Source organism: Pseudomonas sp. B6002 (assembly GCF_013385985.1).
Lineage (GTDB): Bacteria > Pseudomonadota > Gammaproteobacteria > Pseudomonadales > Pseudomonadaceae > Aquipseudomonas.
In genome coordinates this window covers 70,700-97,261 of the sequence record NZ_JACAOY010000014.1, presented here as the reverse complement: position 1 = coordinate 97,261, position 26,562 = coordinate 70,700, and the positions used below count along the sequence as shown (strand labels likewise).

Annotated in this window: 28 protein-coding genes; 9 read left to right on the top strand and 19 right to left on the bottom strand. The window is 61.7% G+C overall.

The window, feature by feature from the left end:
* Positions 1 to 7: 7 nt before the first annotated feature.
* The 3 genes from HX792_RS19395 to HX792_RS19385 form a co-directional block, all read right to left on the bottom strand.
* Positions 8 to 799: an enoyl-CoA hydratase/isomerase family protein gene (locus HX792_RS19395; protein ID WP_176997596.1), complete on the bottom strand. Its 792-nt coding sequence runs from the start codon at positions 797 to 799 to the stop codon at positions 8 to 10.
* A gap of 148 nt (positions 800 to 947) precedes the next feature.
* Positions 948 to 1,586, bottom strand: a complete 639-nt coding sequence (locus HX792_RS19390; RefSeq protein ID WP_176997595.1) for a TetR family transcriptional regulator C-terminal domain-containing protein — start codon at positions 1,584 to 1,586, stop codon at positions 948 to 950.
* Positions 1,587 to 1,627: 41 nt separating this feature from the next.
* Positions 1,628 to 2,386, bottom strand: coding sequence for a class II aldolase/adducin family protein (locus HX792_RS19385; protein WP_176997594.1), 759 nt, complete (start codon positions 2,384 to 2,386; stop codon positions 1,628 to 1,630).
* A gap of 164 nt (positions 2,387 to 2,550) precedes the next feature.
* Here HX792_RS19385 and HX792_RS19380 point away from each other — a divergent pair, with 164 nt between their 5' ends.
* The 4 genes from HX792_RS19380 (at position 2,551) to HX792_RS19365 (ending at position 6,213) form a co-directional block, all read left to right on the top strand.
* Positions 2,551 to 4,506: an FAD-dependent oxidoreductase gene (locus HX792_RS19380; protein WP_176997593.1), complete on the top strand. Its 1,956-nt coding sequence runs from the start codon at positions 2,551 to 2,553 to the stop codon at positions 4,504 to 4,506.
* The gene (locus HX792_RS19375; RefSeq protein ID WP_176997592.1) at positions 4,494 to 5,072 is read left to right on the top strand and encodes a cupin domain-containing protein; all 579 of its coding nucleotides are present in this window, start codon (positions 4,494 to 4,496) and stop codon (positions 5,070 to 5,072) included. Before HX792_RS19380 ends, HX792_RS19375 begins: the two co-directional genes overlap by 13 nt.
* A 122-nt stretch (positions 5,073 to 5,194) precedes the next feature.
* Positions 5,195 to 5,398, top strand: coding sequence for a hypothetical protein (locus HX792_RS19370; RefSeq protein ID WP_176997591.1), 204 nt, complete (start codon positions 5,195 to 5,197; stop codon positions 5,396 to 5,398).
* The gene (locus HX792_RS19365; protein WP_176997590.1) at positions 5,386 to 6,213 is read left to right on the top strand and encodes a hypothetical protein; all 828 of its coding nucleotides are present in this window, start codon (positions 5,386 to 5,388) and stop codon (positions 6,211 to 6,213) included. Before HX792_RS19370 ends, HX792_RS19365 begins: the two co-directional genes overlap by 13 nt.
* Before the next feature lie 16 nt (positions 6,214 to 6,229).
* On the opposite strand, the gene HX792_RS19360 is transcribed toward HX792_RS19365, so the two are convergent.
* The 3 genes from HX792_RS19360 to HX792_RS19350 form a co-directional block, all read right to left on the bottom strand.
* Positions 6,230 to 6,982, bottom strand: a complete 753-nt coding sequence (locus HX792_RS19360; RefSeq protein WP_176997589.1) for an outer membrane protein — start codon at positions 6,980 to 6,982, stop codon at positions 6,230 to 6,232.
* Between the two features lie 126 nt (positions 6,983 to 7,108).
* Complete coding sequence (locus HX792_RS19355; RefSeq protein ID WP_176997588.1) at positions 7,109 to 7,660, bottom strand: DUF3455 domain-containing protein; 552 nt, start codon at positions 7,658 to 7,660, stop codon at positions 7,109 to 7,111.
* A gap of 157 nt (positions 7,661 to 7,817) precedes the next feature.
* Complete coding sequence (locus HX792_RS19350) at positions 7,818 to 8,516, bottom strand: hypothetical protein (protein WP_176997587.1); 699 nt, start codon at positions 8,514 to 8,516, stop codon at positions 7,818 to 7,820.
* A 273-nt stretch (positions 8,517 to 8,789) separates the two neighbouring features.
* Between HX792_RS19350 and HX792_RS19345 the strand changes: the two genes are divergently transcribed.
* The 4 genes from HX792_RS19345 to HX792_RS19330 are packed head-to-tail and all read left to right on the top strand — an operon-like array spanning position 8,790 to position 12,809.
* Positions 8,790 to 9,638: a hypothetical protein gene (locus HX792_RS19345; RefSeq protein ID WP_176997586.1), complete on the top strand. Its 849-nt coding sequence runs from the start codon at positions 8,790 to 8,792 to the stop codon at positions 9,636 to 9,638.
* Between the two features lie 30 nt (positions 9,639 to 9,668).
* Entirely contained in the window at positions 9,669 to 10,547 is an 879-nt protein-coding gene (locus tag HX792_RS19340; RefSeq protein WP_176997585.1) for a DUF3365 domain-containing protein, read from the top strand.
* Positions 10,548 to 10,557: 10 nt separating this feature from the next.
* Positions 10,558 to 11,997 carry a serine/threonine-protein kinase gene (locus tag HX792_RS19335; RefSeq protein ID WP_176997584.1) on the top strand — a complete coding sequence of 480 codons (1,440 nt, stop codon included), beginning with the start codon at positions 10,558 to 10,560 and terminating at the stop codon, positions 11,995 to 11,997.
* Entirely contained in the window at positions 11,994 to 12,809 is an 816-nt protein-coding gene (locus HX792_RS19330; protein WP_176997583.1) for a PP2C family serine/threonine-protein phosphatase, read from the top strand. The genes HX792_RS19335 and HX792_RS19330 overlap by 4 nt, the downstream gene beginning before the upstream one ends.
* 6 nt (positions 12,810 to 12,815) lie before the next feature.
* Here the strand turns inward: HX792_RS19330 and HX792_RS19325 are convergent, their stop codons facing one another.
* The gene (locus HX792_RS19325; protein WP_176997582.1) at positions 12,816 to 13,211 is read right to left on the bottom strand and encodes a carboxymuconolactone decarboxylase family protein; all 396 of its coding nucleotides are present in this window, start codon (positions 13,209 to 13,211) and stop codon (positions 12,816 to 12,818) included.
* A gap of 236 nt (positions 13,212 to 13,447) precedes the next feature.
* On the opposite strand from HX792_RS19325, the gene dkgB reads away from it, so the two are divergent.
* Complete coding sequence (gene dkgB / locus HX792_RS19320; protein ID WP_176997581.1) at positions 13,448 to 14,266, top strand: 2,5-didehydrogluconate reductase DkgB; 819 nt, start codon at positions 13,448 to 13,450, stop codon at positions 14,264 to 14,266.
* On the opposite strand, the gene HX792_RS19315 is transcribed toward dkgB, so the two are convergent.
* From HX792_RS19315 to HX792_RS19260, 12 genes are all read right to left on the bottom strand, one after another.
* Positions 14,263 to 14,685: a chemotaxis protein CheY gene (locus tag HX792_RS19315; protein ID WP_176997580.1), complete on the bottom strand. Its 423-nt coding sequence runs from the start codon at positions 14,683 to 14,685 to the stop codon at positions 14,263 to 14,265. The two genes, dkgB and HX792_RS19315, sit on opposite strands and share 4 nt — an antisense overlap.
* Before the next feature lie 134 nt (positions 14,686 to 14,819).
* Positions 14,820 to 18,431, bottom strand: a complete 3,612-nt coding sequence (locus HX792_RS19310; protein WP_176997579.1) for a transporter substrate-binding domain-containing protein — start codon at positions 18,429 to 18,431, stop codon at positions 14,820 to 14,822.
* 6 nt (positions 18,432 to 18,437) lie between these two features.
* Positions 18,438 to 19,064 carry a response regulator transcription factor gene (locus tag HX792_RS19305; RefSeq protein ID WP_176997578.1) on the bottom strand — a complete coding sequence of 209 codons (627 nt, stop codon included), beginning with the start codon at positions 19,062 to 19,064 and terminating at the stop codon, positions 18,438 to 18,440.
* Between the two features lie 300 nt (positions 19,065 to 19,364).
* Positions 19,365 to 20,081 carry an MgtC/SapB family protein gene (locus HX792_RS19300; protein ID WP_176997577.1) on the bottom strand — a complete coding sequence of 239 codons (717 nt, stop codon included), beginning with the start codon at positions 20,079 to 20,081 and terminating at the stop codon, positions 19,365 to 19,367.
* A gap of 585 nt (positions 20,082 to 20,666) precedes the next feature.
* Positions 20,667 to 21,275: a GNAT family N-acetyltransferase gene (locus HX792_RS19295; RefSeq protein WP_176997576.1), complete on the bottom strand. Its 609-nt coding sequence runs from the start codon at positions 21,273 to 21,275 to the stop codon at positions 20,667 to 20,669.
* Positions 21,276 to 21,287: 12 nt separating this feature from the next.
* A complete protein-coding gene (locus tag HX792_RS19290) occupies positions 21,288 to 21,632 on the bottom strand; it encodes an FKBP-type peptidyl-prolyl cis-trans isomerase (RefSeq protein ID WP_104993266.1) in 345 nt (114 codons plus the stop codon).
* An 81-nt stretch (positions 21,633 to 21,713) separates the two neighbouring features.
* Positions 21,714 to 22,334, bottom strand: a complete 621-nt coding sequence (locus HX792_RS19285) for a hypothetical protein (RefSeq protein WP_176997575.1) — start codon at positions 22,332 to 22,334, stop codon at positions 21,714 to 21,716.
* A 141-nt stretch (positions 22,335 to 22,475) separates the two neighbouring features.
* Positions 22,476 to 22,937, bottom strand: coding sequence for a RidA family protein (locus tag HX792_RS19280; protein ID WP_176997574.1), 462 nt, complete (start codon positions 22,935 to 22,937; stop codon positions 22,476 to 22,478).
* Positions 22,934 to 23,818 (bottom strand): PhzF family phenazine biosynthesis protein, encoded by an 885-nt coding sequence (locus HX792_RS19275; protein ID WP_176997573.1) that lies wholly within the window; start codon positions 23,816 to 23,818, stop codon positions 22,934 to 22,936. The genes HX792_RS19280 and HX792_RS19275 overlap by 4 nt, the downstream gene beginning before the upstream one ends.
* Positions 23,815 to 24,855 carry an ABC transporter substrate-binding protein gene (locus HX792_RS19270; protein ID WP_176997572.1) on the bottom strand — a complete coding sequence of 347 codons (1,041 nt, stop codon included), beginning with the start codon at positions 24,853 to 24,855 and terminating at the stop codon, positions 23,815 to 23,817. The genes HX792_RS19275 and HX792_RS19270 overlap by 4 nt, the downstream gene beginning before the upstream one ends.
* 26 nt (positions 24,856 to 24,881) lie before the next feature.
* The gene (locus HX792_RS19265) at positions 24,882 to 25,646 is read right to left on the bottom strand and encodes an ABC transporter permease (protein WP_176997571.1); all 765 of its coding nucleotides are present in this window, start codon (positions 25,644 to 25,646) and stop codon (positions 24,882 to 24,884) included.
* The gene (locus tag HX792_RS19260) at positions 25,643 to 26,461 is read right to left on the bottom strand and encodes an ABC transporter ATP-binding protein (protein WP_176997570.1); all 819 of its coding nucleotides are present in this window, start codon (positions 26,459 to 26,461) and stop codon (positions 25,643 to 25,645) included. Before HX792_RS19260 ends, HX792_RS19265 begins: the two co-directional genes overlap by 4 nt.
* Positions 26,462 to 26,562 lie beyond the last annotated feature (101 nt).

Below are 26,562 nucleotides of genomic sequence, written 5' to 3'. Positions count from 1 at the left end.
GTTGTTGTTATTTGCCGCTGAAAATCGGGAGGCGTTTTTCCATCGAGGCGCGCAAGGCTTCGGCACCATCAGCACTGCGCCCGCACAACAGGCCGGCGGCCAGTTCCGCCTGCAATTGCTCGGGCAGGCTGCGGTCGGCGCCTTCGCGGATCAGGGTCTTGGTCTGGGCGAAGGCGAAGGTCGGGCCGTTGGCCAGGCGTGCCGCCAGTTCAAGGGTGTGGGCTTGCAGTTGGTCATCGGCGACCACTTCACCCACAAGCCCGGCGGCCAGCGCGCGGTCGGCGCTCCACAGCTCATCCAGGAAGAGCAGGCGCTTGGCGTGCTCGCTGCCGATCAGGCGCGGCAAGTGCCAGCTGGCACCGGCGTCCGGCGAGTAGGCCATGCTGGTATAGCCGGCCTTGAAGCGTGCCGATTGGGCGGCGACGCGCAGGTCGCAGCACAGGGTCAGGTCCATGCCGGCGCCGACGGCGGTGCCGTTGATGGCAGCAATCGTGGGTTTGTCGAGGGTGTGCAAGCGGGTCATCAGGGCGTGGGCGGTTTCGGTCCAGCCGTAGGTTTCCAGGGCGCCACGGGCTTCGGCATCGGCCCATTCCGCCAGGTCGGCACCGGCGCAGAAGCTGCGGCCACTGCCGGTCAACACCACCACCCGCACGCTGGCGTCGGCGTTGAAGCCGTCGAGCAAGGCATGCAGGTGCTTGAGGGTGGGGATATCGAGCGCATTGCGCTGGGGCCCACGGTTGAGGGTGATCCAGGCAACGCCTGCTTGCACTGCGGTGAGCACGGGCGAATCGATCGTCATGGCTTCCTCGAATTATTTTAATTGGCTTGAGGGGTGCGACATGGCGAGATACTAAACGAGTGTTCAGTAAGGTGGCAATCGGCAAACTGCAAATATTTTCAGAGGAGAAATGCCGGCCCGGACAGTGCGCCCAGGCGGCGAGAAAGGCTCAGGGTTTGAGCTGGTAACGCTGGCGCCCGGCGCCCTGCAGGCCGTCGACCCAGGCTTCGCAGATCTGAATGCCCTGCTCCGGGGTAAAGGTGCCGGGGTTAAGCCCCGACTCCAGCCACAGCCCGTCGAGCAAGGCGCTCAAGCCGATGGCGGCAAGGTCGGCATCGAAGTATTCCCAGCCCTCCTCCCCTGCCATGTCGGTCAGCGCCGAACGCATGATGGTGCGGTACTCGCCATAGGAGTGTTCGTGGGCCAGGTTGATGGCGGGCGCGGTCTTGACCGCGCCCCAGAACACCAGCCAGGCATCCAGCAGGTGCGGGTCGAGCAGCTCCGGGGAAAACGAGCCACGGAACAGCGCCGACAGCCGCTCCCGAGGGTCCGGCGGTGCCTTGGCCATGGTCTCGCGCAACAGGCTCATGACCTGGCCGGTGATGGTGCGGTAGGCCTCGGCGACCAGCTCATCCTTGCCCGAATAGTGATGGCTGATCAGCCCCACCGACACCCCGGCCTCGGCACTGATCTTGCGAATCGACGCGCCTTGGAAGCCGTCGCGCTTGAGGCATGTCAGCGTGGCCTGGACCAGATTGGCCTTGCGCACTTCCGGGTCCATCCGGGAAAAACGGGATTCCTGGGTCATGCGGCGGTTTCCTGCAGTTGAGTCGGCAGCCAGACTCTACATCACTCCCGGTAACCCGGCGACACCCGATCCAGCATGCGCAGCAACGCCGCCCAGGCCAGTTGCATGGCGTCCAGGTCAACCAGCTCGCCTTCGGCCAGCGGCCTGTCCGGGTTGTTGAATTGCTGTTCGGTGTAGGTACACACCTCGGCAGACGGCAGGATCAGCGTGCCGCAGGCCTGGGCGGCGATCTGGATATCGCAGGCTTTCTCCAGGTAGTACATGCGCAGGAATGCCTGGCTGACCGTCTCGCCCACCGTGAGCAAGCCATGGTTGCGCAGCATCAGCACCGGCTTATCACCCAGGTCGGCCACCAGCCGCCGCTGCTCGTCCATGTCCAGGGCGACACCTTCGTAATCGTGGTAAGCGACCTTGCCGTAGAACTCCATGGAGATCTGGTTGACCGGCAACAGCCCGCACTCCAGCGCAGCCACCGCACAGCCCGCACGGGTGTGGGTGTGCAGCACGCACTGGGCGTCTTCTCGCGCACCATGGATCGCACTGTGGATGACAAAACCGGCCGGGTTGACCGCATACGCCGAGGGCTCCACCGCGCGGCCATCGAGGCCGATCTTCACCAGGCTGGAGGCGGTGATCTCATCGAACATCAGCCCGTAGGGGTTGATCAGGAAGTGATGCTCCGGCCCGGGAATACGCACCGAAATGTGGGTAAAGATCAGGTCGCTCATGCGGTAGTGCGCGATCAAGCGGTAGCACGCGGCAAGCTCTTCACGCAGTTGCTGTTCGGTGGAGTGAGTCATTTTTATGCTCCGGGCGGGGTGGGTGATGGCGACGCTAATCCACTCTTCAGTAGAAAAACAAGCACCCATGACAAACAAGCGCCAGTAAAAAAACAGGTTGATTTTTTACTGGCGCTCACCTCCTATAGAAAAATAACAACAATCGCGCCTGGAGTATCCGCACCATGTCGCACGCTGCCTTTCCCCACCTGTTCGAGCCCCTGCAACTGCGGGGAAAACGCCTGAAGAACCGCATCATGTCCAGCGGGCACGACACCTCGATGCCCACCGACAACCGGGTCAACCCGCAGTTGATTGCCTACCACCGGGCCCGTGCAGAAGGTGGCGTGGGGCTGATTGTGTTGCAGGTGGCCGGGGTGCACGACAGCGCGCGGTACACCTCCCATGTGCTGATGGCCACGGACGATGCCTGCATCGAGGGCTACCGCGAATTGGCCGAGACTTGCCATGCCCACGGCACGGTGGTGCTGTCGCAGATCTTTCACCCGGGCCGCGAAATCATGGAATCGGCCGATGGCCTGCTGGCAGTGGCGTACTCCGCGTCAGGGGTGCCAAACGAACGGTTCCGGGTGATGCCTCGGGCGCTGGAGCAGCCGATGATCGACGAGATCGTCGCGGGCTACGCGGCGGCAGCCTCGCGGTTGTATCAAGCGGGGATCGACGGCGTGGAAGTGGTTGCGAGCCATGGCTACTTGCCGGCGCAGTTTCTCAATCCTCGGGTCAACCGGCGCACCGACGGGTACAACGGTTCGCTTGAGCAACGGTTGAGGTTCCTGCGAGAAATCATCGCCGCCGTGCGGCAGGCCACCAACGAACATTTCATCATCGGCCTGCGTATTTCGGCGGACGAGCGCGATGCCGAAGGGCTCACCGAAAGTGAATCCCTGGAAGCGGTGCAAAGCCTGCAAACGCAGCTGGATTACGTGCATATCGTCGCAGGTACATCGGCGTCGCTGGGAGGTGCGATCCATATCGTGCCGCCCATGGCGATTGCCGCCGCGTACCTGGCGGATGAGGCGGCCACGTTCAAGGCCAGCCTGTCGATTCCGCTATTCGTCACCGGGCGTATCAACCAGCCCCAGGAGGCCGAGTTGATCCTGGCGCGAGGCCAGGCCGATGTGTGCGGCATGACGCGCGCGCTGATCTGCGACCCGTTGATGCCCGCCAAAACCCTAAACGGTCATGCCGAAGATGTGCGCGCGTGCATCGCGTGCAACCAGGCGTGCATCGGTCACTTTCACAAGGGGCTGCCGATCTCCTGCATCCAGCATCCGGAGACCGGCCGCGAGTTGCAATTCGGCGACCTGCGCCCGGCGATGACGCGCAAGCGTGTGATGGTGGTCGGCGGCGGCCCGGCTGGGATGAAGGCGGCGGCCGTGGCGGCACAGCGGGGGCACGCGGTGACACTCTATGAAGCCAGTGGGCAATTGGGTGGCCAGGTGCTGCTGGCGCAGTTGCTGCCACGGCGCAGTGAGTTCGGCGGCACCAGCACCAACCTGCAACGGGAGATGGAGTTGGCGGGCGTACGTGTGGTGCGCAACACCCGGGTTGATCGCGCCCTGGTGGAACGGGAGCAACCCGACCACGTGATCATCGCCACCGGCGCCGAACCCTATTGGCCGGCCTTCGAACAAGGCGGCGAGCTGCAAGTGGTCGACGCCTGGCAGGTGCTGCGCGGCGAGGTTGAACCGGGTCGTTCGGTGGTGGTGGTCGACTGGCGCTGCGACTGGATCGGCCCCGGCATTGCCGAACGCCTGGTGCGCGCCGGCCACGCCGTACAACTGGCGGTCAACGGCACACATTGCGGGGAAAACCTGCCGCTGTATGTGCGCGACCAACTGGCCGGCGAGTTGCATCGCCTGGGCATCCCGATCATTCCCTACGCCCGCCTCTACGGCTGTGATGACAGCACCGTGTACCTGCAACACACCGCCAGCGGCGAGCCGATGTTGCTCGAATCGGTCGACACCCTGGTGTTGTGCCAGGGCCATCAGCCGGTAGACACTCTGGGTGCACAGCTGCAAGGGGTGGTGCCCTTCGATCGAATTGGCGATTGCCTGGCACCGCGCACCGCCGAAGAGGCGATCTATGAAGGACTGAAGGTAGCGTGGACGCTTTGAACGACGAATCAGCGCAATTGTTTTTGGGTACCCGCATTCGCGGCCTGCGCAAGGCTCGCGGCCTGACGCTGACGGACCTGGCGCAGATGAGTGAATTGACCGCCGGCTACCTGAGCCAGTTGGAGCGCAACCTGGCTTATCCGTCGATCCCGGCGCTGTTCAATATCGCCCGCAGCCTGGGGGTGACCATCCAGTGGTTCTTCGCCAGCGAAACCGTGCCGGCAGCGGAGGACGAAGGTTATGTGGTGCGCAGGGGCAACCGCCAGAGCATTCGCTACGAAGACGGCATTGTCGATCAACTGCTGACGCCGTTGCCCAATCACCAGTTGGAAATGCTGCACTCGTGCTTTCCTCCGGGCACCTACAGCCAAGAGAGCTACAGCCATGAGGGTGAGGAAGCCGGGTACGTACTGAGTGGGCAGTTTGAGTTGTGGGTGGGTGAGCGGCGCTTTTTGCTGGATGAGGGTGACAGTTTCAGCTTTGCCAGCAACGAGCCCCATCGCTATGGCAACCCGGGCAAGGTGGAAACCGTGGTGATCTGGGTGATAACACCGCCGACATTTTAAGCCGCTGGTGGCAATGGAGACCTTTCCTACGGGAACTGGCGACAGTGGCGTGGCGGCCATCAGTGGTGAAGGCCTGGGAGCGCTTGCTATAAAACTGGCTACTTCTTTTCGAGGTTGTGGCCATGTCGTTATTGCATTTGTTTTTTGGTAAACCGACTCAGGACGATTGGGATCGGGCGAAAGCGGTCAAGTCACTCAAGACAATAAGAGTCGTTGGCGAGCACTTCGTCGCCATTGACACCAGCGAAGTCATGGCGTCTCAAAACTACAAGGAAGCGATCCGCCAGATCCGCAAAATGGAGGCCGATGAATCATGGGGCTGCTGATCATCGTGCCATTGCTGGTCAGCGGCTATCTGGTTTGCATCCTGCATCCTTTTTACTTTTACCGGCTGCATCGATTTGAAGGGCAACTGCTCTACCTGCAAGTCGCAAGGTTGGGAATGAGCTGCCTGGTTGCGGCTGCAATCTTGAGCGCTTTCATATTGGTGCTGTCGAAGCAGAAGATTCTCCTCATCGGCCATGAGATCGCCACGGACTACAGTAACTATCTGGGAAACCTGTTGGTCGAGCTCGACATTGCCAATGAGAGGAATGCCACCCTCTGGGTGTTCTTGCTTCAGGTCGGCATGACGTCCTTGGCCATTCCCGTTTTCTGGGCAAGGTTCTTTGTACATGTGCAAAGAAAAGCCCAGAAACTGGACACCGAAGCCCATTTTCAGGCGATGTTGCTGTTGGGAATTCTGCAGGGTACGCCGTTGAGGATCTTGCTCAGAGAGTCCTTCGAACAGCAGGTGCCTTGCATGTTCAGTTTGAGCGACCGCAAGGTCTATGTAGGGTTTGTGACATTCGTTGGCGCGCCGACGGAATCCGAGGGTATAGACCACGCTTTCAACTTGATCCCTCTGCTCAGCGGCTACCGCGACAAAGACACACTCGAAGTCACGCTCAACACCCACTACGCAAACGTGATCACACCGGCCCCCATCATGCTTATCCAGGAAAACGTCGTCTCGGCCACGCGCTTCGATTTCGCCACCTGGAACAGCTTCCAGTCCCGCAAACACCGCAAGGCGCGCCAGGGCCAGTTCTACCAACACCGACCGGCGCGCCCGTTGAAAGCCTCAAGCGCCTGCGCCTGAGGCCCAGCACAGCACGTCAATCAAACTTCCAGTTCAACCCCACGCGCAGCATCTGCCCATCGTTCTTGAACTTGGAATCGTACCCGGTGCCCGCCCCGCCACTGCCCGGAATCACCGCCACGTTCAGCTTGTCCTCGCCCAGGTCGTAGTACAGGTATTCGGTCTTGAACGACAGGTTCTGGGTAATCGCCTGCTCGATACCGGCGCCCACGGTGTAACCCATCTTGAAATGGCTTTGATCGCCGCTGAACTGCGTGTTTCCAGTAGGACCGAACATGTCGACGCTCTGGCTTGTTTCGCCGTAGGCCAAGCCGGCCGTGCCGTAGATCAAGGTGTGGTCAAAGGCATAACCGAAGCGACCACGCAGGGTGCCGAGGTACTTGATCTTCGACTCGAATTTATTGTTCAACGCCAGGTGGGTGTTGAGTTGCGAGGTGCCGATAGTGCGGCTGTCTTGCAGGTCGGTGTGGGAGATATCGGCCTCGATGCCGGCAACCCATTGGCCGAACTGGTAGTTGTAGCCGATCTGCGCACCGCCCAGCAGGCCATTGCGGTCCAGGTCAACCCGACCCGGGCGGGCGCCGCCGTTGATGTTGGCAATGTTCGGTGCAGCCTGGCCCTTGGTGTTGACGTCACCGTCGCCACCAAAGCCGTAGCCGGCACTCAGGCCACCGTAGAAACCGGTCCAGTCGGTAGGGCCTTCGGCAGCCTGGACGGAGGCGCAAGCCACCACGGTGAGCGCAGTAACGCCGAGTAAACGAGTGATCATGTAGAAGCTCCTGGTTTTTTTGGTTGATTGACAGGCACAGCGTTGCCGCACGCCGAATGGGATCGGCGCGAAGCGTGAATTCAGATAAGGGGGTGTCAGCACCGAACCGAACGGTTCGGGGTAAGGCTATTGGCCGAGGAAGCGGTAGTCGGCGCTGTAGGGTTCCACGTGCAGTTCACCGGCTTGCTCGCAGCTGCCACTGAACACACCGCCCAACGTATGCAAGCGCTCCACGGCAACCACCTGCGCCAGCCCACCCTCGCCCTGATGGTCGATCACCCCCAGGCGCAACAGCGAGATGTCCTTGGGGCCGGCCCCTGGGGCCTGGGCGAGCACTTTGCCCACCACCGCACTGCGGTCATCCAGCTGCCAGGTCGGCCCGGCGAAATGCCGACCGACCGTCTTGCCGTTGATCATCAACGTGGCCAGCGGCTCGCGAAACTGCCAGCCCAACTGGCCGTTGCTGTCCTTGGCGCAGGTGTAGATCTGCACGCCCGTGGCCTGCACCGTCATCAGCACATGTTTCGCAGCTCCCGCGGCCGGTTCCGGCAGGTCCTGGGCCTGGGCACGCTGTGCGTCGATTGCACAGAGCACCAGCACCACCAGGCCGATCACCTGCAATACCATCAGCGCCAGACGATTGCGGCGCGCTACAACGTCGGGGTCGGTGTTGCTCATTGTTCGCCTGCCAGAAGAAGGGTCGAGAAGGGTCTGGTCAATCATTTTGGGATCCATCGGTAGTCGATCACGGCTGGTTATCAGCGTCTGCAGGATGAACAACCGACCCGAAGTATTTATTCCCGACTTTTTTCCAGACCCGGCGAAAACGCCCCACCTACCAGACCTCCACCTTCAACTCCGCGCGTTGACTGGCGGGCATCGGCAGCGCCTTGCCGCTGTGCACCACGCCGTGTCGCGGCGACTCACGCTTGAGGTTCGGCACCGGGATACGCCCCCCGCCGCGCACGGTTTGCGCCCCATTCATCTGGAACTTGCCGTACGCAAAGTTCAGCCCCACGCCGTTCTGGCGCTGGAAGTAAATCCACCAGCGGCCCTCCTCGAACTTCATGAAGGCAAAGCCTCGTGGGTACGCATCCTCGCCATAGTCATCGAACGTCATGGCCGTGGCGAATCCCAGGCCATGCCCATCAAACCGGCTCAGGTACTCCTTGTTCAGATAATCGCTGCCGCCCTGCACATGGAACACCCGGTAGGTGGTGTCGTCGATGTGGTCGATCAGGATCGAACAACCACTGAAATCCGGCGTGAACACATAGCCAGTCGCACCGGGGTTGGCAGGAATGTCACAGAAGCTGCCCTGGGGCACCCAATGCCCCATCAGTGGCCGCTCGACCTTGCCGTACTCCCCCGGCTTATCCAGGGTCGCCAGGCGAAAGCCACCGGCTTTGTGATCATTGACGTCAAACACATTCAGGCCGGCAACCAGCCCGGAAGGAATACGCTTGGCCGTCATGAAATTCTGTTGCAGAAAGGTCTTGGTGGATGAAAACGCGTTCATGCATTGGGTGGACATAAGGGGCTCCGGGCAGTAGGAAAGCGTAGACGTGTTGCCGATCCTCAAACACCGTTCGGATCACGGGAAACCATGAGAAGAACACCCTCCCCCGATGCTTTATTCCATGATTTCGCTTAATCGAAATCAGCGATTTCCATGCAGATAATTGTCTTCTTCCTTCGCCCTTGCAGCCGGTAGCCTTCGGCCCTGCGATGCCTTGCGCACGCATGAACACCGGCTGTACCCACAGCATCGGTGCCTGACCCCAAGTGCTCGATAGATGGCGCCAACGTGAAGAAACTTTCGATTGCCCTACTCCTCGCCAGCCTGCTGCCCCTTGCGCTGGCACACGCGGCGGCGCCCAGCATCGCCGTGATCGCCTATGCGGAAAAACCGCTGAAGCTGATCCGCGCCACTGCGCTGTATACCGTCGGCCCCGGCACCCGCCTGCAAGGTGGCGACATCCTGCAAACCGGCGCCGCTGGCATACAGATCGAAGGGCTCGCCGCAGCGACCCTGGCACTGGGGCCGGATACGCGCATCCTCATTGCGACCAACAGCAATGCCGCACAGATCAACCTGCTCAATGGCTGGTTGAAGCTGCAACCCGTCGCGGGCAACAGCCATGGGAACCTGGCGGTCACCACGGGAGGGCTGGCGTTCAACCTCACCGGCAGCGCCAGCGTGATCCATGTGGGCAAGCGCCAGACCGAGATGTTCGTCGAGGACGGCAGCCAAGTGGTCAGCCAGCTCGACAACCGTGGCAAGGCTGACCGCAGCGTCACCCTGGGCCATGAAGACTTTGCCCAGCGCGACGGCGACGGGCCGCTCAAAAGTGTGCCGCGTCCCGAACAGGCGTTTATCGACGCCTTGCCGCCCCAGTTCCTCGACCCGTTGGTGCCCCTTGGCAAAAAGGCCCCCAAGGCGGCGGAGCCGAAGAAAGAGCGCGACGTCACCTACGACGACATCGCGCCCTGGGTGGTCAGCCCGCTGAACCTCAGCCAGCAGATGCTCGCCAGCCGTTTTGCTCCGCGACTCAACGACCCGGCGTTCCGCCAGGCGGTCAAGGTCAACCGCGGCGGCGTGCTGGAGTGGGAGCTGGAACTGCTGCGCCTGGAGCGCCGCAAGAATGCGCACTGATCCTCACCACGCCTGTACCTGAAGGTCCTTATGAAACTGTCGCTCGCGGTCAAATTCAACGTGGTGTTCCTGGCGGTCTTCACCGTCGGGTTTATCGCCACCAGCCTTTCCACCAATTACATGCTGCAACAGAGTGCGCGCCGGGAAACCCTGGAAACCGCGCGCATGCTGATGCGCTCGGCCTCCGCCGCCAGCACCTACACTGCCGAACAGATCGTGCCGTTGCTGGAAAACCGCCTGAAATTCCAGTTCCTGCCGCAGTCGGTGCCGGACTTCGCCGCCATTTCGCACCTGCAGGAACTGCTCAAGTCCTACCCGGACTACGCCTACAAAGAGGCCACGCTCAACCCGACGAACCCACGTGACCTGGCCAACGACTGGGAAAAATCCCTGATCAACAACCTGCGCAGCCAGCCGCAAACCGATGAAATGGTCGGTGAACGCAATGACGACAAAGGTGCAGCGCTGTACATCGCACGCCCCATCCAGATCAAGGACGGCGCCTGCCTGGCCTGCCACAGCACCCCGGACGCGGCGCCGAAAACCATGGTCGACATTTATGGTGCGGTGAACGGTTTCGGCTGGAAGCTCAACGACACCATCGGCGCGCAACTGGTCACCGTGCCACTCGACCTGCCGCTGCAACGCGCCAGGAGCATGCTGCACAGCTACATGCTGTCGATGCTGGGAATATTTGCGGTGCTGTTCGTGGCCTTGAACGTCGCCGTGCACCTGTTCGTCACGCGGCGCCTGCGGCAGATGTCGGCACTGGCCGACCGGGTCAGCCTGGGTGAAACCGACGTGCCCGAAATGGACGTCAGCGGCAAGGACGAGTTGGCGCGCCTGGGCCAATCCTTCGGCCGCATGCGCACCAGCCTGGTCAGCGCCATGAAGATGCTTGAGGAATAGGTCCGCGATCATGCTTGAACAACTGGGCAAATACCGCATCGACAGCGTGCTCGGCAAAGGCGCCATGGGCACGGTGTACAAAGCGTTCGACCCGAACATCGCACGCACCGTGGCCCTCAAGACCATCCGCAAGGAGCTGTTCGGCGACAGCCAGCACGCCGAGCTGGTCAGCCGCTTCAAGAATGAAGCCCAGGCGGCCGGCCGCCTGATGCACCCCAATATCGTCGGCGTGTACGACTACGGTGAGGATGAAGGCTCGGCGTACATCGCCATGGAGTTTGTCGAGGGCACGCCCCTCAACACCTTGCTCGCCGCACAGACGCCCCGCGACCTGAGCCACAGCCTCGGCTGGATGCGCCAACTGTTGTCGGCCCTGGAATATGCCCACTCCAAAGGTGTGGTGCACCGCGACATCAAGCCGGCCAACCTGCTGATCACCGCCGACGGCAAGGTCAAGGTCACCGACTTCGGCGTCGCTCGCCTGGACTCTTCGACCCTTACCCAAACCGGTTCGATGATCGGCACGCCCAGCTACATGTCGCCGGAGCAGTTCTGCGGCGAGTTGATCGACGGCCGCTCCGATGTGTTTTCCGCCGGCATCGTGCTGTACCAATTGCTCACGGGCGAGCGGCCGTTCTCGGGCTCCGCCACCATGGTCATGCAGCAGATCCTCAACCAGACGCCCGTGGCACCGTCGAGCCTCAACCTGGCGCTGGACCCGGCGCTGGATGCCGTCATCGTGCGCGCCCTGGCCAAACGCCCGGCCGAGCGCTACCCCTCGGCCCAGGCGTTTCTCGACGATCTGGAAGCCCTGTTGGGCACGGCGACCGGCACCTGGATCAACGCCGAAATCGACGATGACCGCACCGTCTTGATCCGCCCCAACCAGCCCTTGAGCAGTGGGGTAACGCCGCTGCCAACCGGCACGGCGGCGCTCACCGAAGCGGTGGAAACCCTGACGCCCTGGAAGCTTGCGGTGATGCCGGAACTGGAATCGCTGCTGTCCCATCAGATCGGGCCGCTGGCACGTTTTCTGGTGCGCAAGAGCCTCAACGGTGCAGATGACTTCGATGCCATCTGCGCGGCACTCCTGCCCCACATCCCTTCCGAGCGTGGCCGGGAACAGTTCGCCAGTGCCAGCCAGTCGCTGTTCCTGCGCCTGAACCCGCCGACCGCGCCGGTGGAGCCGCCCCGTGAGCCCACGGCGATCGAGCCGCCCACCGAGGTCACCCGCACCACCGAAACACTGCCCACGCCCATTGACCCGGCCTTTTCGCAGATGGCCGAAAAGCGCCTGGCTGTGTTGATCGGCCCCATCGCGCGCATTGTGGTCAGCCGGGCGGCACGGGCCACCTCCTTGCGCCAACCGTTCCTGCTGCTGTTGGCCGAGCACATCGAGAGCGAGGCCCAGCGCCTGGCATTCCTCACCAGCTTCGAGTCTCTCCCATGACCGATTCCCCACTCAGCGCCTGCGGGCCCCATCAACTGGCCGCTGCGGTTGCCTATGGGGTCAGTGATGTCGGTTCGGTGCGCCAGAGTAACGAAGACAATTTCCTGGTGGAGCCGGCCCTGGGCCTGCTCGCCGTGGCCGATGGCATGGGTGGCCATGAGGCCGGCGCCCTGGCCAGCGCCGAAGCCTTGGTCAGCCTGCGCGAGGCCCTCAAGGTTCACAGCGTCGACCCGACCCACGACGGCCTCGACCCCGACGCCACCTGGTCCGACCCGCAGATGCAAGCCGCCAGCCTGTTGCACAACGCCATCGACCAGGTGAACCAGTGCGTGTACCAGCAGAACGTGGCCCGCCACATGAGCGAAGGCAGCGGCATGGGCACCACCCTTACTGGCGTGTGGCGCCCGCAATCAAACGGGCCGTTACTGGTGTTCCATGTGGGCGACAGCCGCCTGTACCGCTACCGCGAGGGCGAACTGAGCCTGCTGACTCGCGACCAGACCTGGTACCAGCAAGCCCTCGAAGCCGGCAAGGTCGACCGGCTGCCTGCACGCAACTTGTTGCTGCAAGCCATCGGCCCCGGCCCCCGGGTCGAACCGCAGGTACGTGTTCACCCGATTCAGCCCGGCGACCTGTTGATGCTGTGCAGTGACGGCCTGCACGGCTGCGTGCCACACCAGGAAATGCTCCAGGTACTCGCGGTCGCCCAACGCGACACGCTAGAAACGGCGTGCCAACGTCTGGTCAACCTCACCCGCGAGTACGCCGGGCGCGATAACGTCACGGTATTGCTGGCGTGGTTCGACCGATGAGTTGCCTCACGGCAACTTGAACGCATCGTCCACCGGCACGCGGTAGCCGGTGGCCAGACGGTTGGTTTCGTTGGCCATGCCAACCACTGCCTGCAACTCGCCAAACATCTCATCCGTCATGCCGGCCTTACGCGCAGCAGCCGTGTGGGACGCAATGCAGTACGGGCAGTTGTTGGTCACACTCACGGCCACGTAGAGCAGCTCCTTGGTCAGCGGATCGAGTGCGCCCGGCGCCATGATCTCCTTGAGGCTTTCCCAGGTGCGGCGCAGGGTCGGCGGGTGCGCGGCCAGGCATTTCCAGAAGTTGTTCACCTGCTCGACCTTGCGCGTCTGCATGATGTCGTCGTAGACCGCGCGCACTTCGGGGCTGGCATCGGCGTATTCGGTGAGGTGTTGGGTCATGGCATATCCAGGGTGAAGGGAGAGCGTTCTGGAATACCGCGCAGCAGCAGTGGCTGGCAAGTGAAGCCGGCAAATCCCGGATGACAAAGTGGATGAGCGGTCATGTGGATGTTCAGAGATAGCACTGACCATTCGTGATTTGCGGTAAAGAGTCCTTTTCGGGTTCGGTGGTTTTTCCGAAGGAACGACGGGCGGATACTCGACTCCATTGTTCACACCCCCTTCAGGAGTTACCGATGTCTACCCCTAAGCACGCTGTTCCCGCCTTTGGCCTTGGTACCTTTCGCCTGCAAGGCCAGGTGGTCATCGATTCGGTGAGCACCGGCCTGGAACTGGGCTACCGCGTCATCGACACCGCACAGATCTATGAAAACGAAGCCGACGTCGGCCAGGCCATTGCCAACAGTGGCATCCCACGCAGCGAGCTGTTCATCACCAGCAAGATCTGGATCGCCAACTTCGCCGAAGGCCAGTTGATCCCGAGCCTCAAGGAAAGCCTGCGCAAACTGCAGACCGATTACCTGGACCTGACCCTCATCCACTGGCCATCGCCGGAAGACCAGGTGCCCGTGGCCGAGTTCATGGGGCAATTGCTGGAAGCCAAGCGCCTGGGCCTCACCCGTGAAATCGGCATTTCCAACTTCACCATCGACCTGATGAAGCAGGCCATCGCCGCCGTGGGTGCCGAGAACATCGCCACCAACCAGGTGGAACTGCACCCCTACCTGCAAAACCGGAAAGTGGTGGACTTCGCGACCGCCAACGGCATCCAGATCACCTCGTACATGACCCTGGCCTATGGCGAAGTGCTGAAAGACCCGGTGATCCAACAGATCGCCGAACGCCATCAAGCCACCCCGGCGCAGGTTACCCTGGCCTGGGCGATGCAGTTGGGTTATGCGGTGATCCCGTCGTCGACCAAACGGGCCAACCTGGAGAGCAACCTCAAGGCCTTGCAACTGACCTTGAGCGCTGCCGACATGGCGCAGATCGCCAGCCTGGAACGTGGCCACCGCTTGACCAGCCCCAAGGGCATCGCGCCAAAGTGGGACTAGGCCCTGGCCACCGGCTGACGGGATAACTCCCGCAGCCACGGCAATACCCGCAGGCCGGTATTGGCCTGCGGCGGGTCGATGATATCCATGAAATGTTCGAGGTTGACGTTGTCCGGCACGCCGGGCAGCCGCACGAGTACAGCCGGCGTTGCGCCGGCCGGTGCCGCCAGGTCGAGGTGATCGTAGACCAGCACATGGCGGACCTGGGGTTGCGGCCCGCACGTGTGGGCGGCGAGCCCCGCGTTGATGATGAGCACATCAAAGGGCTCGGCAGGGATGGCAGTCAGAATCTGGACTTCCTCGAACGTTTGCACCGGGACGATCCGGTGATACCCCAACTGGTTGAGCATTTTCTCGATGTACAACCGTTGCAGATGCTGTTCATCGGCAATCAGGATGGTCAGTGCTTTGTTCGGCATGGCAAACCCCTGGGCAGGCAGTGCTCGTCAGTGAGCGGGGCCCATTTTCCAGACATATTCCGCAGACAAAATCAGGCTTGTTCCTCCTTCATGTAGGAGTTCTCCCAAACCCTCCGAATGGCCGTCAACTGTAGTCATGCCTGATTGCAATAACGGCTCAGGCCATGGTGCAAATCGTCGAGAACCTCCATCCCCGCCTCGACGACCGGGCCCAGGGTTTGCCGATCCCGCTGTTCGCACACGGCCTCCAAGGCTTCACAACAGGCAATCAATGCCTGGGCCTTGACCATCCGCGCGCCGCCCTTGATACGGTGGGCAAGGTCGTGCAGTTTTACAAACTCGGGCTCATGTCGCAGGGAGGCGAGCAACGTGCGGTCAGCTTTGAGGCTGTCGAGCAGTGGTTGGAGTAACTCGTTGAGGGCGCCAGGGGCGTCGTTGGTCAGCGCGATCAATGCACTCAAATCAAACTTTGCTCCAGGCTCGACCACATCCCCGGCCGTGGTTGCAGCCAATGCCGAGCGCAAATCATCCAGTCCTGTGGGTTTGAACAGGCATCCGTCCATACCCGCCTGGCGACAGCGTTCAGCTTCTTCAGGCTGCGCATTGGCAGTGAACCCCAGCAACAGGCATGGCACCCGCCTCTTGTCACGCTCCTGGGCGCGAATCTCCTGGGCAAGTTGGTAACCGTTCTTGAGGGGCATATTGCAATCGGTGATCACGCAGTCAAAGTGGCCCGCCTGCCAGAGTGCCAGCCCTTGGACGCCCTCTTCTGCCGACGTAATACGATGCCCCAGGAAACTCAATTGCCGTGTCAGCAGCAACCGATTGGCCGGATAGTCATCCACCACCAGAATGCTCAATACACGCGCAGGCGCAAGGTGCGGCATGGGCCCTGCCAGCGGCGCGGGCGAGGTCGTCGTGAGGGCCAGTGTCAACGTCACATCAATGCGTGTGCCCTGCCCCAGCACACTGCTCAGGTGCAGCTGCCCCCCCATCATTTCGCACAAGCTGCGGCTGATCACCAACCCGAGGCCTGAACCGCTGCGAACTGACTGTTCGTTGTTGCTGCCCTGGCTAAACGGGTTGAACAACCGCAGTTGATCTTGCGCGCTGATGCCAATGCCCGTGTCCTGCACCCACAGCCGGAGCATCAACTGCTCTCCCTGCAGTGTCCCGTGGGCCCCCAGTACCACCTGGCCGTTGGCGGTGAACTTGATGGCATTGCTCAGCAAGTTGGATACGACCTGCTGGAATCGCAGCGGATCGACCAGCACTGCACGCTCAATCAGCGGGTCCAGGTCCACTTGCAATACCAGGCCCTTGGCCCGTGCGAGGCCCTCGAACACCCGCGCCACCGAGGCGAGCCGCTCGTGGAGATTGGTGGGTTCGAGGGTCAGGGAAAGATGATCGGACTCAATCCGTGCAATATCGAGAATATCGCCGATCAACTCCAGCATGCCGCGCGAGGCCACCGAAGCCACCTCCAGTGCATCCCGGTCTGCCCGACCTTGCTCGGCGTTTTTCAGGGCAAGCTCGATCATGCCGATCACCGCGTTCATCGGCGTGCGTATCTCGTGGCTCATGGTCGCCAGAAAGGTGGTCTTGGCGCGGTTGGCCGCATCGGCATCTTCCTTGGCCTCCTGGACCTGACGCAACAGTCGCTGGCGTTCACTCACATCCACCCAGCCAGCAATCATGCCGACCACGTTATCGTCGCCATCACGGTACGGCAGCATCCATTGATAGATGGTCAGTGCCTCACCATTGGGCAACTTGAGTATCCGGTCGTGGATCTGCGGTTCGCCCATCGCCATCAGCCGCAAGTAGTCCTCATGGAACGACCGGGCCTGCGGCGGGTTGCCAGTGTCGGTTTCCACCACGGTCTTGCCGATCACGTGTTCAAGCTTGAAACCAAACACATCGAGATAGGCGTTATTGCACGCCATTAACCGTCCCTGGCGGTCTCGCACGTAAATCGGATGGGGCGTGCCATCGATCAAGACGCTCATGAAGCGCATCTGATCGCTCAAGGCGCGCTCGGCCTGCACACGCTTGCGGATCAGCGTGCGCAGGTAAATCGCCCAACCCAGGGTCAGCAACAGCAACAACGTGGCCAGGCCAAAACCTTGCAGGATCACGTCACGATGGCGCAGCCAGTAACTCTCTTCGACGATGACTTCGGTGCGCCACTGGTTGGTCAGTTCATCCAGTTCCTCTGGAGGGATACTCAACAGCGCCTTGTCGAGGATCGAATACAGTTCCAACTGGCTTCGGTTGACGCCAAATGTGACGCGACCTGGCTCTGGGCCAACGGTACTGGTGATACGCAGGCGATCACGGTAGTTGCGCGCAATCATGTAGCGCGCGCTGATCAGCAACAACACCGTTGCGTCGGCTTCCCCATTGGCGACCAGCGCCATGGCCTGCTCCGGGCTCTGTGTGTCGAGAAACGTGATGGTGGGATAGTCCCGGGCTATTTGCGCCCCCAGGCTGTTGCCGCCGATGAACGCCAGGCGCTTTCCCGACATGTCCTCCAGCGTAACCGTGCGCTTGTCGTCGTTGCGCACCACCAGGACGTAGGGGTTGGAGACATAGGGTCGCGTGAAGCGGACCTTTTCAGACCGTTCGACGCTGGGGGTGACGACCGCGAGCATATCTGCACGCCCCGCGTTGACGTCCTCGATCTGCTGCGGCAGTGAACTGCCCGGCACCACGTCGAACTTCAAGCCAGTACGCAAACTGATCCGCGACAACACCTCGGCGCTCAGCCCTTCAAATTGCCCTTGTTCGTTGAAAAAAGACAGCGGGACGAATGGGTCGAGAACCGCCACTTTGATCCTCGGGTATTTTTCCAGCCAGCGCTGCTCACTGACACTCAAGCGCAGCCGATCGGCCTCCAGATAACCGCCTCCGGCACTCCAGCGTCGCAGGATTTCCATTTGCTGGTTGACGGGAACCGCCGCCAATGCGGTGTTGATGATATTCAGCAGCCGCGTATTGTCCTTGGCGAAGGCAAACCCGAAGGGGTTGACCTCCAGGGCGGAGAAGTCCGCCATGCGTACGTTGTTGAGGTGATTTTTGTTGATCAGATAACGGCTGCTGATGGCATCGCCCAGGTACACGTCAGCCTGGCCGAACGCCACGGCGCCGATCGCTTCGAAGGTCGATGCAAACAACTGCAGATGAGCCTTGGGGTAAAACGCCTGGACGGCATCGGGCTGCATGTAGTGATACAGCATCGCCACGCGTTTGCCGGCGAGGTCGGCACTCAACGCCTGGCTGGCACTGGAGCGGGTGGTCAACGTCGGTTGATCATTGGCATAGGTGCGAGACAGCACCAACTGCGGGTCGGCTGCTTCGTACCCATTGGCTGAGCCGAGAAAGTCCACGGCCCCTACCTTGAGCGCTTCGATCACTTCGTCGCGGGTGTCGTAGCGACGAACTTCGATCGTGACGTTCAATGCCTGGCCGATCAGCGCCGCGTAGTCGGCGGTGATACCCTCGAGTTCGTCATTGTTATTGGTCAGGTCAAAGGGCGCGTAATCGGGCGCGGAAACCCCCATCAACAAGGTCCGCCGCTGCCGCAGCCAGCGCCCATCGGCTTCGTCCAGCGGCACGGAAATGCCGTCAAAATCCGAGTGCCCCAGCAAGTGCAGGTGTCGCGGCTCGTCCAGTGCGGTCGCCGCCACGGGCAGTAATCCCGCCCACAGGATCACCGCCCCCCTGAGCAGCCAGTGGATAGTCATTTCAGGTCAGATCAGATGATTGCGCTGAGCAAACTTGGACAAGTGAACGATCGAGGACATGCGCAGCTTTTCCTTGAGCCGAGTCTTATAGGTGCTGATGGTCTTGTGACTCAGCAACATATCCTCGGCAATTTCTTTGTTGCCAAGGCCCAGTGCCAACTTCTGCAACACGGTCAATTCGCGATCCGACAGTGCGTCCACTAATTGCTGCTCGGTGGACTGCAAATCGTCGCGGTGGACCGAGCTGGTCGGCAGGCTGGGGAAACAGCTATAACCGGACATCACGGCTCTAATGGCTTTTTGCAGCTCATCCAGTTCACCGGTCTTGGCGACAAACCCCATGGCGCCCGCGCGCATGCAACGGGTCGAAAAGAACACCGCCAGATAGGACGTCAGCACCAGGATTTTACAAGGGAGGCCCAGGGCCCTGATGCGGCTGATTACTTCCAGACCGCCCAGCTTGGGCATGGCCAGGTCCAGGATAATCAGGGCCGGACGCTCCTCACGAGCGATCTGCATGGCATCGGCGCCATTTCCCGCTTCATAGAGGGTATCGAAGCCTTCTTGCTTGAGCAGATAGCGGACGGTGGCACGGATAAACGGATGATCATCCACAATTAACGCTTTGTTCATAGGGCTCCCCTGGGAGGATCGGAACACTTACATTTCAAGCGGGCCCCATCTACCTGTGAAAAGTAACAGTTCCGACCAACGGCACTGATTACCCTGCGCGGCAACTCCGGCAACGGGGCCCCTCTAATTGAAAAACACGACAACCACGTAAAGCCGCACCTTGATTCCTGGGTAGGAACAAGCGCGCAACCTTAACAACGCCGCGTCCCCTTGAATGAAGGGATAGTCTCGAATGCATGTAGGACTTTTCCTCGCATAAGCATAGGCAACATTGCGCCAGGTAAAACTGGCGCCAGGGGACTAGTCGGTGGTACTCGGGCTCCAGAAGGCCTGCACCACCAGGGTCGAGGTGGAGATTCGTGCCACCAGCGCATCCAGTTCATCACCGTCCACGGACGTAACCGCCAAGGTTGCCTCGATCTCCACTTCTTCAGTGCCAAACGGGCGAACGTCGACATCACTGGCCGGGTAGTTGCACCGCGCCAACTCAGCCTCCAGCAACGCCAGGACAGCCTTCTGCTGAGTGCGTCGCGCAATGACATAAAGAATGTTGGTGACCTCTGCCGACACCACATCCAACGGCTGACGGTTGATGTTATTGACGATCGGACGCAGCAGCGTATTGGCTGCCAACACGAACAATGTGCCCAGCAGTGCTTCGAGAATCAGGTCGGCCCCCGCGCACGCCCCCACTGCCGCCGACGCCCAGAGGGTTGCGGCCGTATTGAGCCCGCGCACATTGCCCTCTTCGCGCATGATCACGCCGGCACCGAGAAAACCGATGCCCGACACCACATACGCCACGACGCGTACCGCACCTTCCGCACCACCGAGCCGGTTGGCCATGTCGACAAAAATCGCCGCGCCCACCGCTACCAGCACGTTGGTACGCAACCCCGCCGTGCGCTGGCGATACTGACGTTCGAAACCGATCAAGCCACCGAGGATAAACGCCGCGGTGAGGCTCACCAGGGTATCGACCAGGGAATTGAGGTTGATGTTGTTGATTGCTTGCATGGAATGTTGCTCCTGACGACGGACTGTCCTTATGAACACGGTCCTTGCCTGCCAGTCTGACTGGCCATTGTGAAAATCCATCCAGCCAGGTACGACCGGCCGCACCATGCCCGATAAACAGGCAAGGTCAGCTCGGCCCGCCCACCGTAAAAGGCAGGCGTGTCCGTCGCATCCCGATTGGCATCAGGTGCGGGTCAGCGTCAATTGAGAGGGATCTGAGCAGGAGCCAGGACTGACCACTGCCGGGATGCCGCATCTCGCTGTTTCAGGCGAGACAACGGCATCGGAAGAATGCGCGTTACCTTGCCAAGTTGGTGCCGGTTACCGAAACCGGCCGACGACTGTCACTCGAACAAGTACCCACTGAGGGTCTCCGCTATTGATAAAAACGCCCGCAGCTTACGCTCCGAAGATGGGTGAGTAAACCGTAGGAAAATGTACCGCCACTGAATAAAGCCCATTCTTCAGGGCTGGTTCAGGAAAATTATCTGACCCAATCCCTGTAGGAGCTGGCTTGCCAGCGATTGCGGCGTATCAGCCAATCATTTCATGGCAGACACTCCGTAATCGCCGGCAAGCCGGCTCCTACAAGGGCGGTGTATAACCCGGTCGATCGCGCTCGACTCGCGCCAGGTAATCATCAGCCTGGCCACCGGCCAACGCCTTGACCTGAATGGACACCGTATTCACCTGACGCCCCATGGTGATGCCTTCCCGCGTGCGCACCTGCACATACCCCAGCTTGGGCCAGAAGCGTTCGGCCCTGGTGTTGCCGATGACCACCGTCAACCGCAGCCATTGGGCCCCCTTTCGGGCAGCCCACGCCTCAAGGTCTGCATGCAACCGCTGCGCAAGCCCGGTGCCATGCAAGGGTGTATCCACCAGCAACAGGCCAATATGCCAGACGCCCATCGCCAACAAATCCGCTGCAATGTTAACCACCGCAACCAGTTGATCCTGTGCATCGCGATAACCCAACCAGTACATCCGGCTGCATGACCACCCAGCGGGCAATTGCCCCTGCAACTCTTCATGCGCCTCTGTCGGGGTGGCCGGCTCACCGTTGACGGCGATGAAGTAATCCGGCGCACGCTCGAAAAATTGCTGCAGCTCGGCTACATCACTACCGCCCAACTCAACCACCCGGATGCCCGCAACGGAACATCCCGGCAATACCTGTGAATCAACGTCCATGTTTGCTCGTCCTCAATCGTCCCGTGTCAGCACTTCCAGCAATTCGATCTCAAAACGCAGATTGCTGTTGGGCTTGATATGCGCGCCCATCGAACGCTCGCCGTAGGCCAAGTGCGCCGGCACAAACAAGGTGCGCACACCGCCGACCTGCATGCCCATCAAACCCTGGTCCCAGCCCTTGATCACCCGCCCGGTGCCGATCACACACTGGAACGGCTTACCGCGCTCCCAGGACGAATCGAACACCGTGCCATCTTCCAGGGTGCCGGTGTATTGCGTGGTAATCAGCGCGCCCTTGACCACAGCTTTGCCGGTGCCGGGGCGGATGTCGGTGATTTGGAGTTCGTCGGTGCTCATGAGGTGCTCGCTGGAAGTGCAAAGGGTGGGGTTTTCCCAGAACTGGGTGGGTTTGGCAAGTCCCGGGGCCAGGCCACAGCCTCACAACCACCGCCAAAACCGACTCCAGAACCCCCGCCCCAAATCATCCTTGCACCCCGCATATTGGGCCGCGTACATCTGCGAGCGCGCCTGCACCTTGCTTGCCACCGGCGGCAGCCAGGCTTTGCTGGCGTAGGTGCGCTGGCGGTAGCCGCCCCAGCCTTCGTGGTAGTTCAGGTATTGGCCGTAGGCGTCGTACTTGTAGACGCCGTTGATGCTGTAGGTCTTGTCCATGTACCAGCCGACGAAGTCGATGGCATCGTCGAAGTCCTGGCGGCTGGCGCCGGTGCGGCCGGTGCTCTTGCGGTAGTCGTTCCACACTTCATCCTTGGCCTGGGCGTAGCCGGACGCGGTGGAGACGCGGCCCCAGGGGATGATCCACAGCAGGTATTTGCGCGGGGTCTTGGCGTCCTGACGGAAGCCCGACTCCTGATACATGATCGCGAACGGCACCTGGATCGGCACACCCCAGCGCTTTTGCGTGACTTTGGCGGCGTCGTACCAGTCGTCCTTTTCACGGAAGATGCCGCAGAGGTCGTTGGGTGTGCGTGGCGGCGAGGTGCCGCACGCCGCCAACATCGAGGTGAGTAGTAACAGTCCGACGGCTTTGCCTGCGCTCAAGGGGCACCTTTGCGAGATACGCGTAAAAGGCCAGCATTCTGCCACAGGACTTGTAGGAGCCGGCTTGCCGGCGATGGCGGTGTTTCAGTCAGCACGTCGGTGCCTGTTTGATCGCTATCGCCGGCAAGCCGGCTCCTACGGTTAGGGGTTGGGTTTCACCGCGGCGACAACCTCCAGTTCCAGCAGGCCGCCGCTGGGCAGGCCCGCCACGCCCACCGCCGAGCGTGCGTGACGGCCGTGCTCGCCAAACACGTCGATCAACACCTGCGATGCACCGTCGACGACCTTGGAGAAGTTCTGGAAACCCTCCCCGCCGTACACAAAGCCACGCACGAATAAAATGCGCTCGATGTTCTCCAGGCCAACGGCCTGATCCAACACGCTCAGGGCGCGCAGTGCGCAGGTTTGCCCGGCGTACAGCACGGTTTGCGGCGGCGTCTGGTCAGTCACTGGCCCACTGATCACGCCCTCGCCCACCCGGCAAACCTGGCCGCTGACATAGGCCACGCCGGCGTGGATCGTCACGGGTACGTAGTCGCCCTTGGGGCTGGGCGTCTCGGGCAGCGCCATGCCCAAGGCGGTGATTCGCTCGCGCAGGCTCATGCCGGCGCCTCGGCGAATTCCACGTGCCCACCCAGCCAGCAGCCCTGCACCTGCCCCGTCTCATCGCGGCGAAAGCGCAGGGAAATCTGCGACGGCCGGCCCATCGCCCGCCCTTGGCGGATATGCACCGGGCGGTCATCGGCGGTCACCAGGCCGTTCTCCAGTAAGCCAAAAGACAAGGCTGCGGCGGCGATGCCGGTGGCGGCGTCTTCCGGGTAGCCCGAGGATTTGGGGAATTGCCGCGCATCGAACTGGCGACCTTCCAGGTCCGACGGCGCATACGGGTACAAACCGGTGGAGCCGATGCGTTCACACAGTTGCTCCATGCGGCGAAAGTCCGGCTTGAGGCTGTCCAGCACCGCCACGCTTTTCAAGGCCACCAGGGTTTTCACGCGGCTGGTGCAAGCATTCTGGATCGGCAACGGCGCCAGCTCGTTGGAAGTGATGCCCAGCACCGAGAGGATTTCGGCCTCCACCAGCGGGTCACTCAAGGCTTCGACCTGGCCCTTGGGCTGGCTGATCTCCACCTGGATCTGCGGCGTCCCCGCATCGGTTACCCGCGCGTCGACGCGCCCGCTCTGGGTCCAGAGTGCCAGGCGGTCCTTGTGCAACATGCCCAGTTGATCCAGCAACCACACTGCGCCGACGGTGGCATGGCCGCACATTTCCATCTCATGGTTGGGCACCCAGAAGCGCAGGGCAAAATCAAAATCACTGCCCACCGGCGCGGCAAACACAAAGCCGCACTCATGCCCGTAATCACGGGCGACCTGCTGCATATCGGCGTCGCTCATGCCATCGGCCACGGCCACGGTGGGGGCCGGGTTGCCGCCACGGGGGGTGGCGGGAAATACATTGACCAGGTGAACCTCGGGCGTCATTTCGCCTCTCCCTTGAGGGTGGAAACAGTCGGCGCCACAGCGTCGACGATGGAATTGGTGTAGACCTGTTGCGCGTCGAGTGACACAGGCTCGTTTTCAACCGCATTCATGAAGCTGATGTTTTTCTCGACACCGTCTTTTTCGATGCGTGGCGTCGCCGGGTAGGACGGCAACGAGGCGGTCCAGGCGGCATCGAAGATTGCCGCGTCGGTATGGGCGAAGTACGGGCGCACCGACTCACGGGCCTTGGCCGGCTCGGTGGCGATCAGGTGCTCGGCCTTCCACAGGGCGCGCACCAGTTTTTCAGCGGTGGCCTTGTTGGCGCTCAGCCAGTCTTCACGGGCAATCATCGCGGTGAACAGGAAACCGTCCAATGGCTTGTATTCACCCTTGGCCAGGTCCATCAGCACAAAGCCGCCTTGCTGCGCGGCAGTGGTGATGGTCGGTGGCGACAGCGAAAAGCCATTGATGCTGCCCTGGGAAAACGCCGCCAGCATGTTCGGCGCGCCGCCGATGGGCATAATGGTGAAGTCTTTGTCGGGGTTCAAACCGGCGTCCTTGGCCAGGTAGCGCACCAGCATATCGGTGGTGCTGCCGGGGCCGGTCACGCCGATCTTCAAGCCTTTGAGCGCCTGGGCGCGGGCCGACACCGGCGAGGTGGCTGACACCCCGGCCTTGTGTGCCGACTCACCGTCGATCACCACGGTACTGCCGAACTGGGTCTGCACGGCGGCGAAGGCCTGCACATTCTGGCCCTTGCTACGAGCGCGCACCGCCACGGCGGGCAGGCCGACATAGGCATCGGCGTCGCGGCCGAGCACGGCGGTCAGCGCGGCCGAGCCGCCTTTTTGAAACACGATCACCTCCACATTCAGGCCTTCTTCGGCGAAGTAGCCCTGCTTCTGCGCGACGTAGATCGGCACATACAGGAAGCCTTCGCTGGGGAACGCGAGGGTGACTTTGGTGAGGTCCTGGGCCTGGGCAGCGGGTAGGAAAGCGGCGCACAACAGGCTGGCAAACACGAAACGCTTAAGCATGATCAAGCTCCACGACTAAAGGGGGGTTAAACCGCAACTTCACGTTCCGCTTCATTGGCTTTCCAGGGCATGAGCTTGCGCTCGGCCAGCTTCACCGCCGTGTTGAGGATCAGGGCCAGGGCGATGATGCCCACCAGCGCGGCGAACACACCGGCGGTGTCGAACTGCGAGGCGGCATCCGACAGCAAGTAACCCAGGCCACGGTTGGCGGCGATGATCTCGCCCACCAGGGCACCGATCAGTGCGTAGGGCACCGACAAGCGCAGGCCGGTAAACACCCAGGTGAACGCCGACGGGATCACCACCATGGTCAGCAGGTCGCGCTCCTTGGCCCCCATCAGGCGCAGGATGGTCAATTGCTCGCGGGACACGTTGCGCACCCCGCTGTAGGTGTTGAGAAACACCAGGAAGAACACCACGGCGGCGGTCAGGATCACTTTCATCGGCAAGCCGATGCCGAACCACAGGATGAACAACGGCGCCAACGCTACTTTGGGCAGGCTGTAGAACGCGGTGAGAAACGGGTCGAGGATATCCGCCAGCACTCTCGCCCGGCCCAGCACCAGGCCTGCGATCAAGCCCGCGAGGGAACCGAAGAAAAAGCCCAGTACGGCTTCGAGTGTGGTGATGCCGGCGTGGTAGAAAAACACCCCGTTCAACAGGATTTTCCACAGGCTTTGCGCCACTGCCGAAGGACGGCTGATGAAGAACTCCACGCCAAACCAACGCGACACGCCTTCCCACAACAGCAGCAAAAACACCAGGAACAACACGCGATAAACCTGGATCATACGACCTCCAGAGAGTGAGCCAATGAAGTGGGATCGGCCGCGCCGGCGACGTCTGGCGCGAGGCGTTTCCACAGTTCGGCGCAGAGCGCCACGTAGCGTGGGTCGGAGCGCAGTTGCACGAGGTTGCGCTCGCCCGTCAGGGGGATGTCGAGCACATGGTCGATGGTGCCCGGGCGCCCGGCGAACACCACGCAGCGGTCAGCCAGGGCGATGGCTTCGTCGACGTCGTGGGTCACGAACAGCACGGTCTTGTTCAGCTTGCGGCACAGACGCAACAGTTCGGTTTGCAGGGTCAGGCGCATCTGCGCATCGAGGGCACCGAAGGGTTCGTCCATCAGCAGGGTTTCCGGGTCGCTGGCCATCAAGCGCGCCATGGCCGCGCGTTTGCGCATGCCACCGGAAAGCTGGTTGGGGTAGCTTTCGCCAAAACCGGTGAGGCCCACCAAGGCCATCAACTCTTCAACCCGCGCTTCGATCTGCGCCTTGGGCACGCGGCGAATCTGCAACGGCACCGCGATGTTGCCGGCCACGGTGCGCCAGGGCAGCAGGTGGTCGGCCTGGGTCATGTAGCCCACCCGCGTGTTCACGCCTTTGACCTCGGCGCCGTCGTAATGCACCTGGCCTTCGGTGGGCCCAAACAGCCCGGCGGTCATGTTGAGCAAGGTGGATTTGCCACAGCCCGACGGGCCGACCAGGGTGATGATTTCACCGCGCTGCACCTGCAGGGACACATTGCGTACGGCCACAAAATGGCGGCCCTCGACCTTGAAGCTTTTTTGCACGCCAGAGAATTGAATAAAGGGTGTTGCGCTCACCGCCCCTCCTCGTCCGGTACGCCGGACTTGTTCGTTGTTGGTGAACAGAGGATGAACGGATGACAGATTTGTGGCGCACGGGATCGGGCCGGATCACGCGC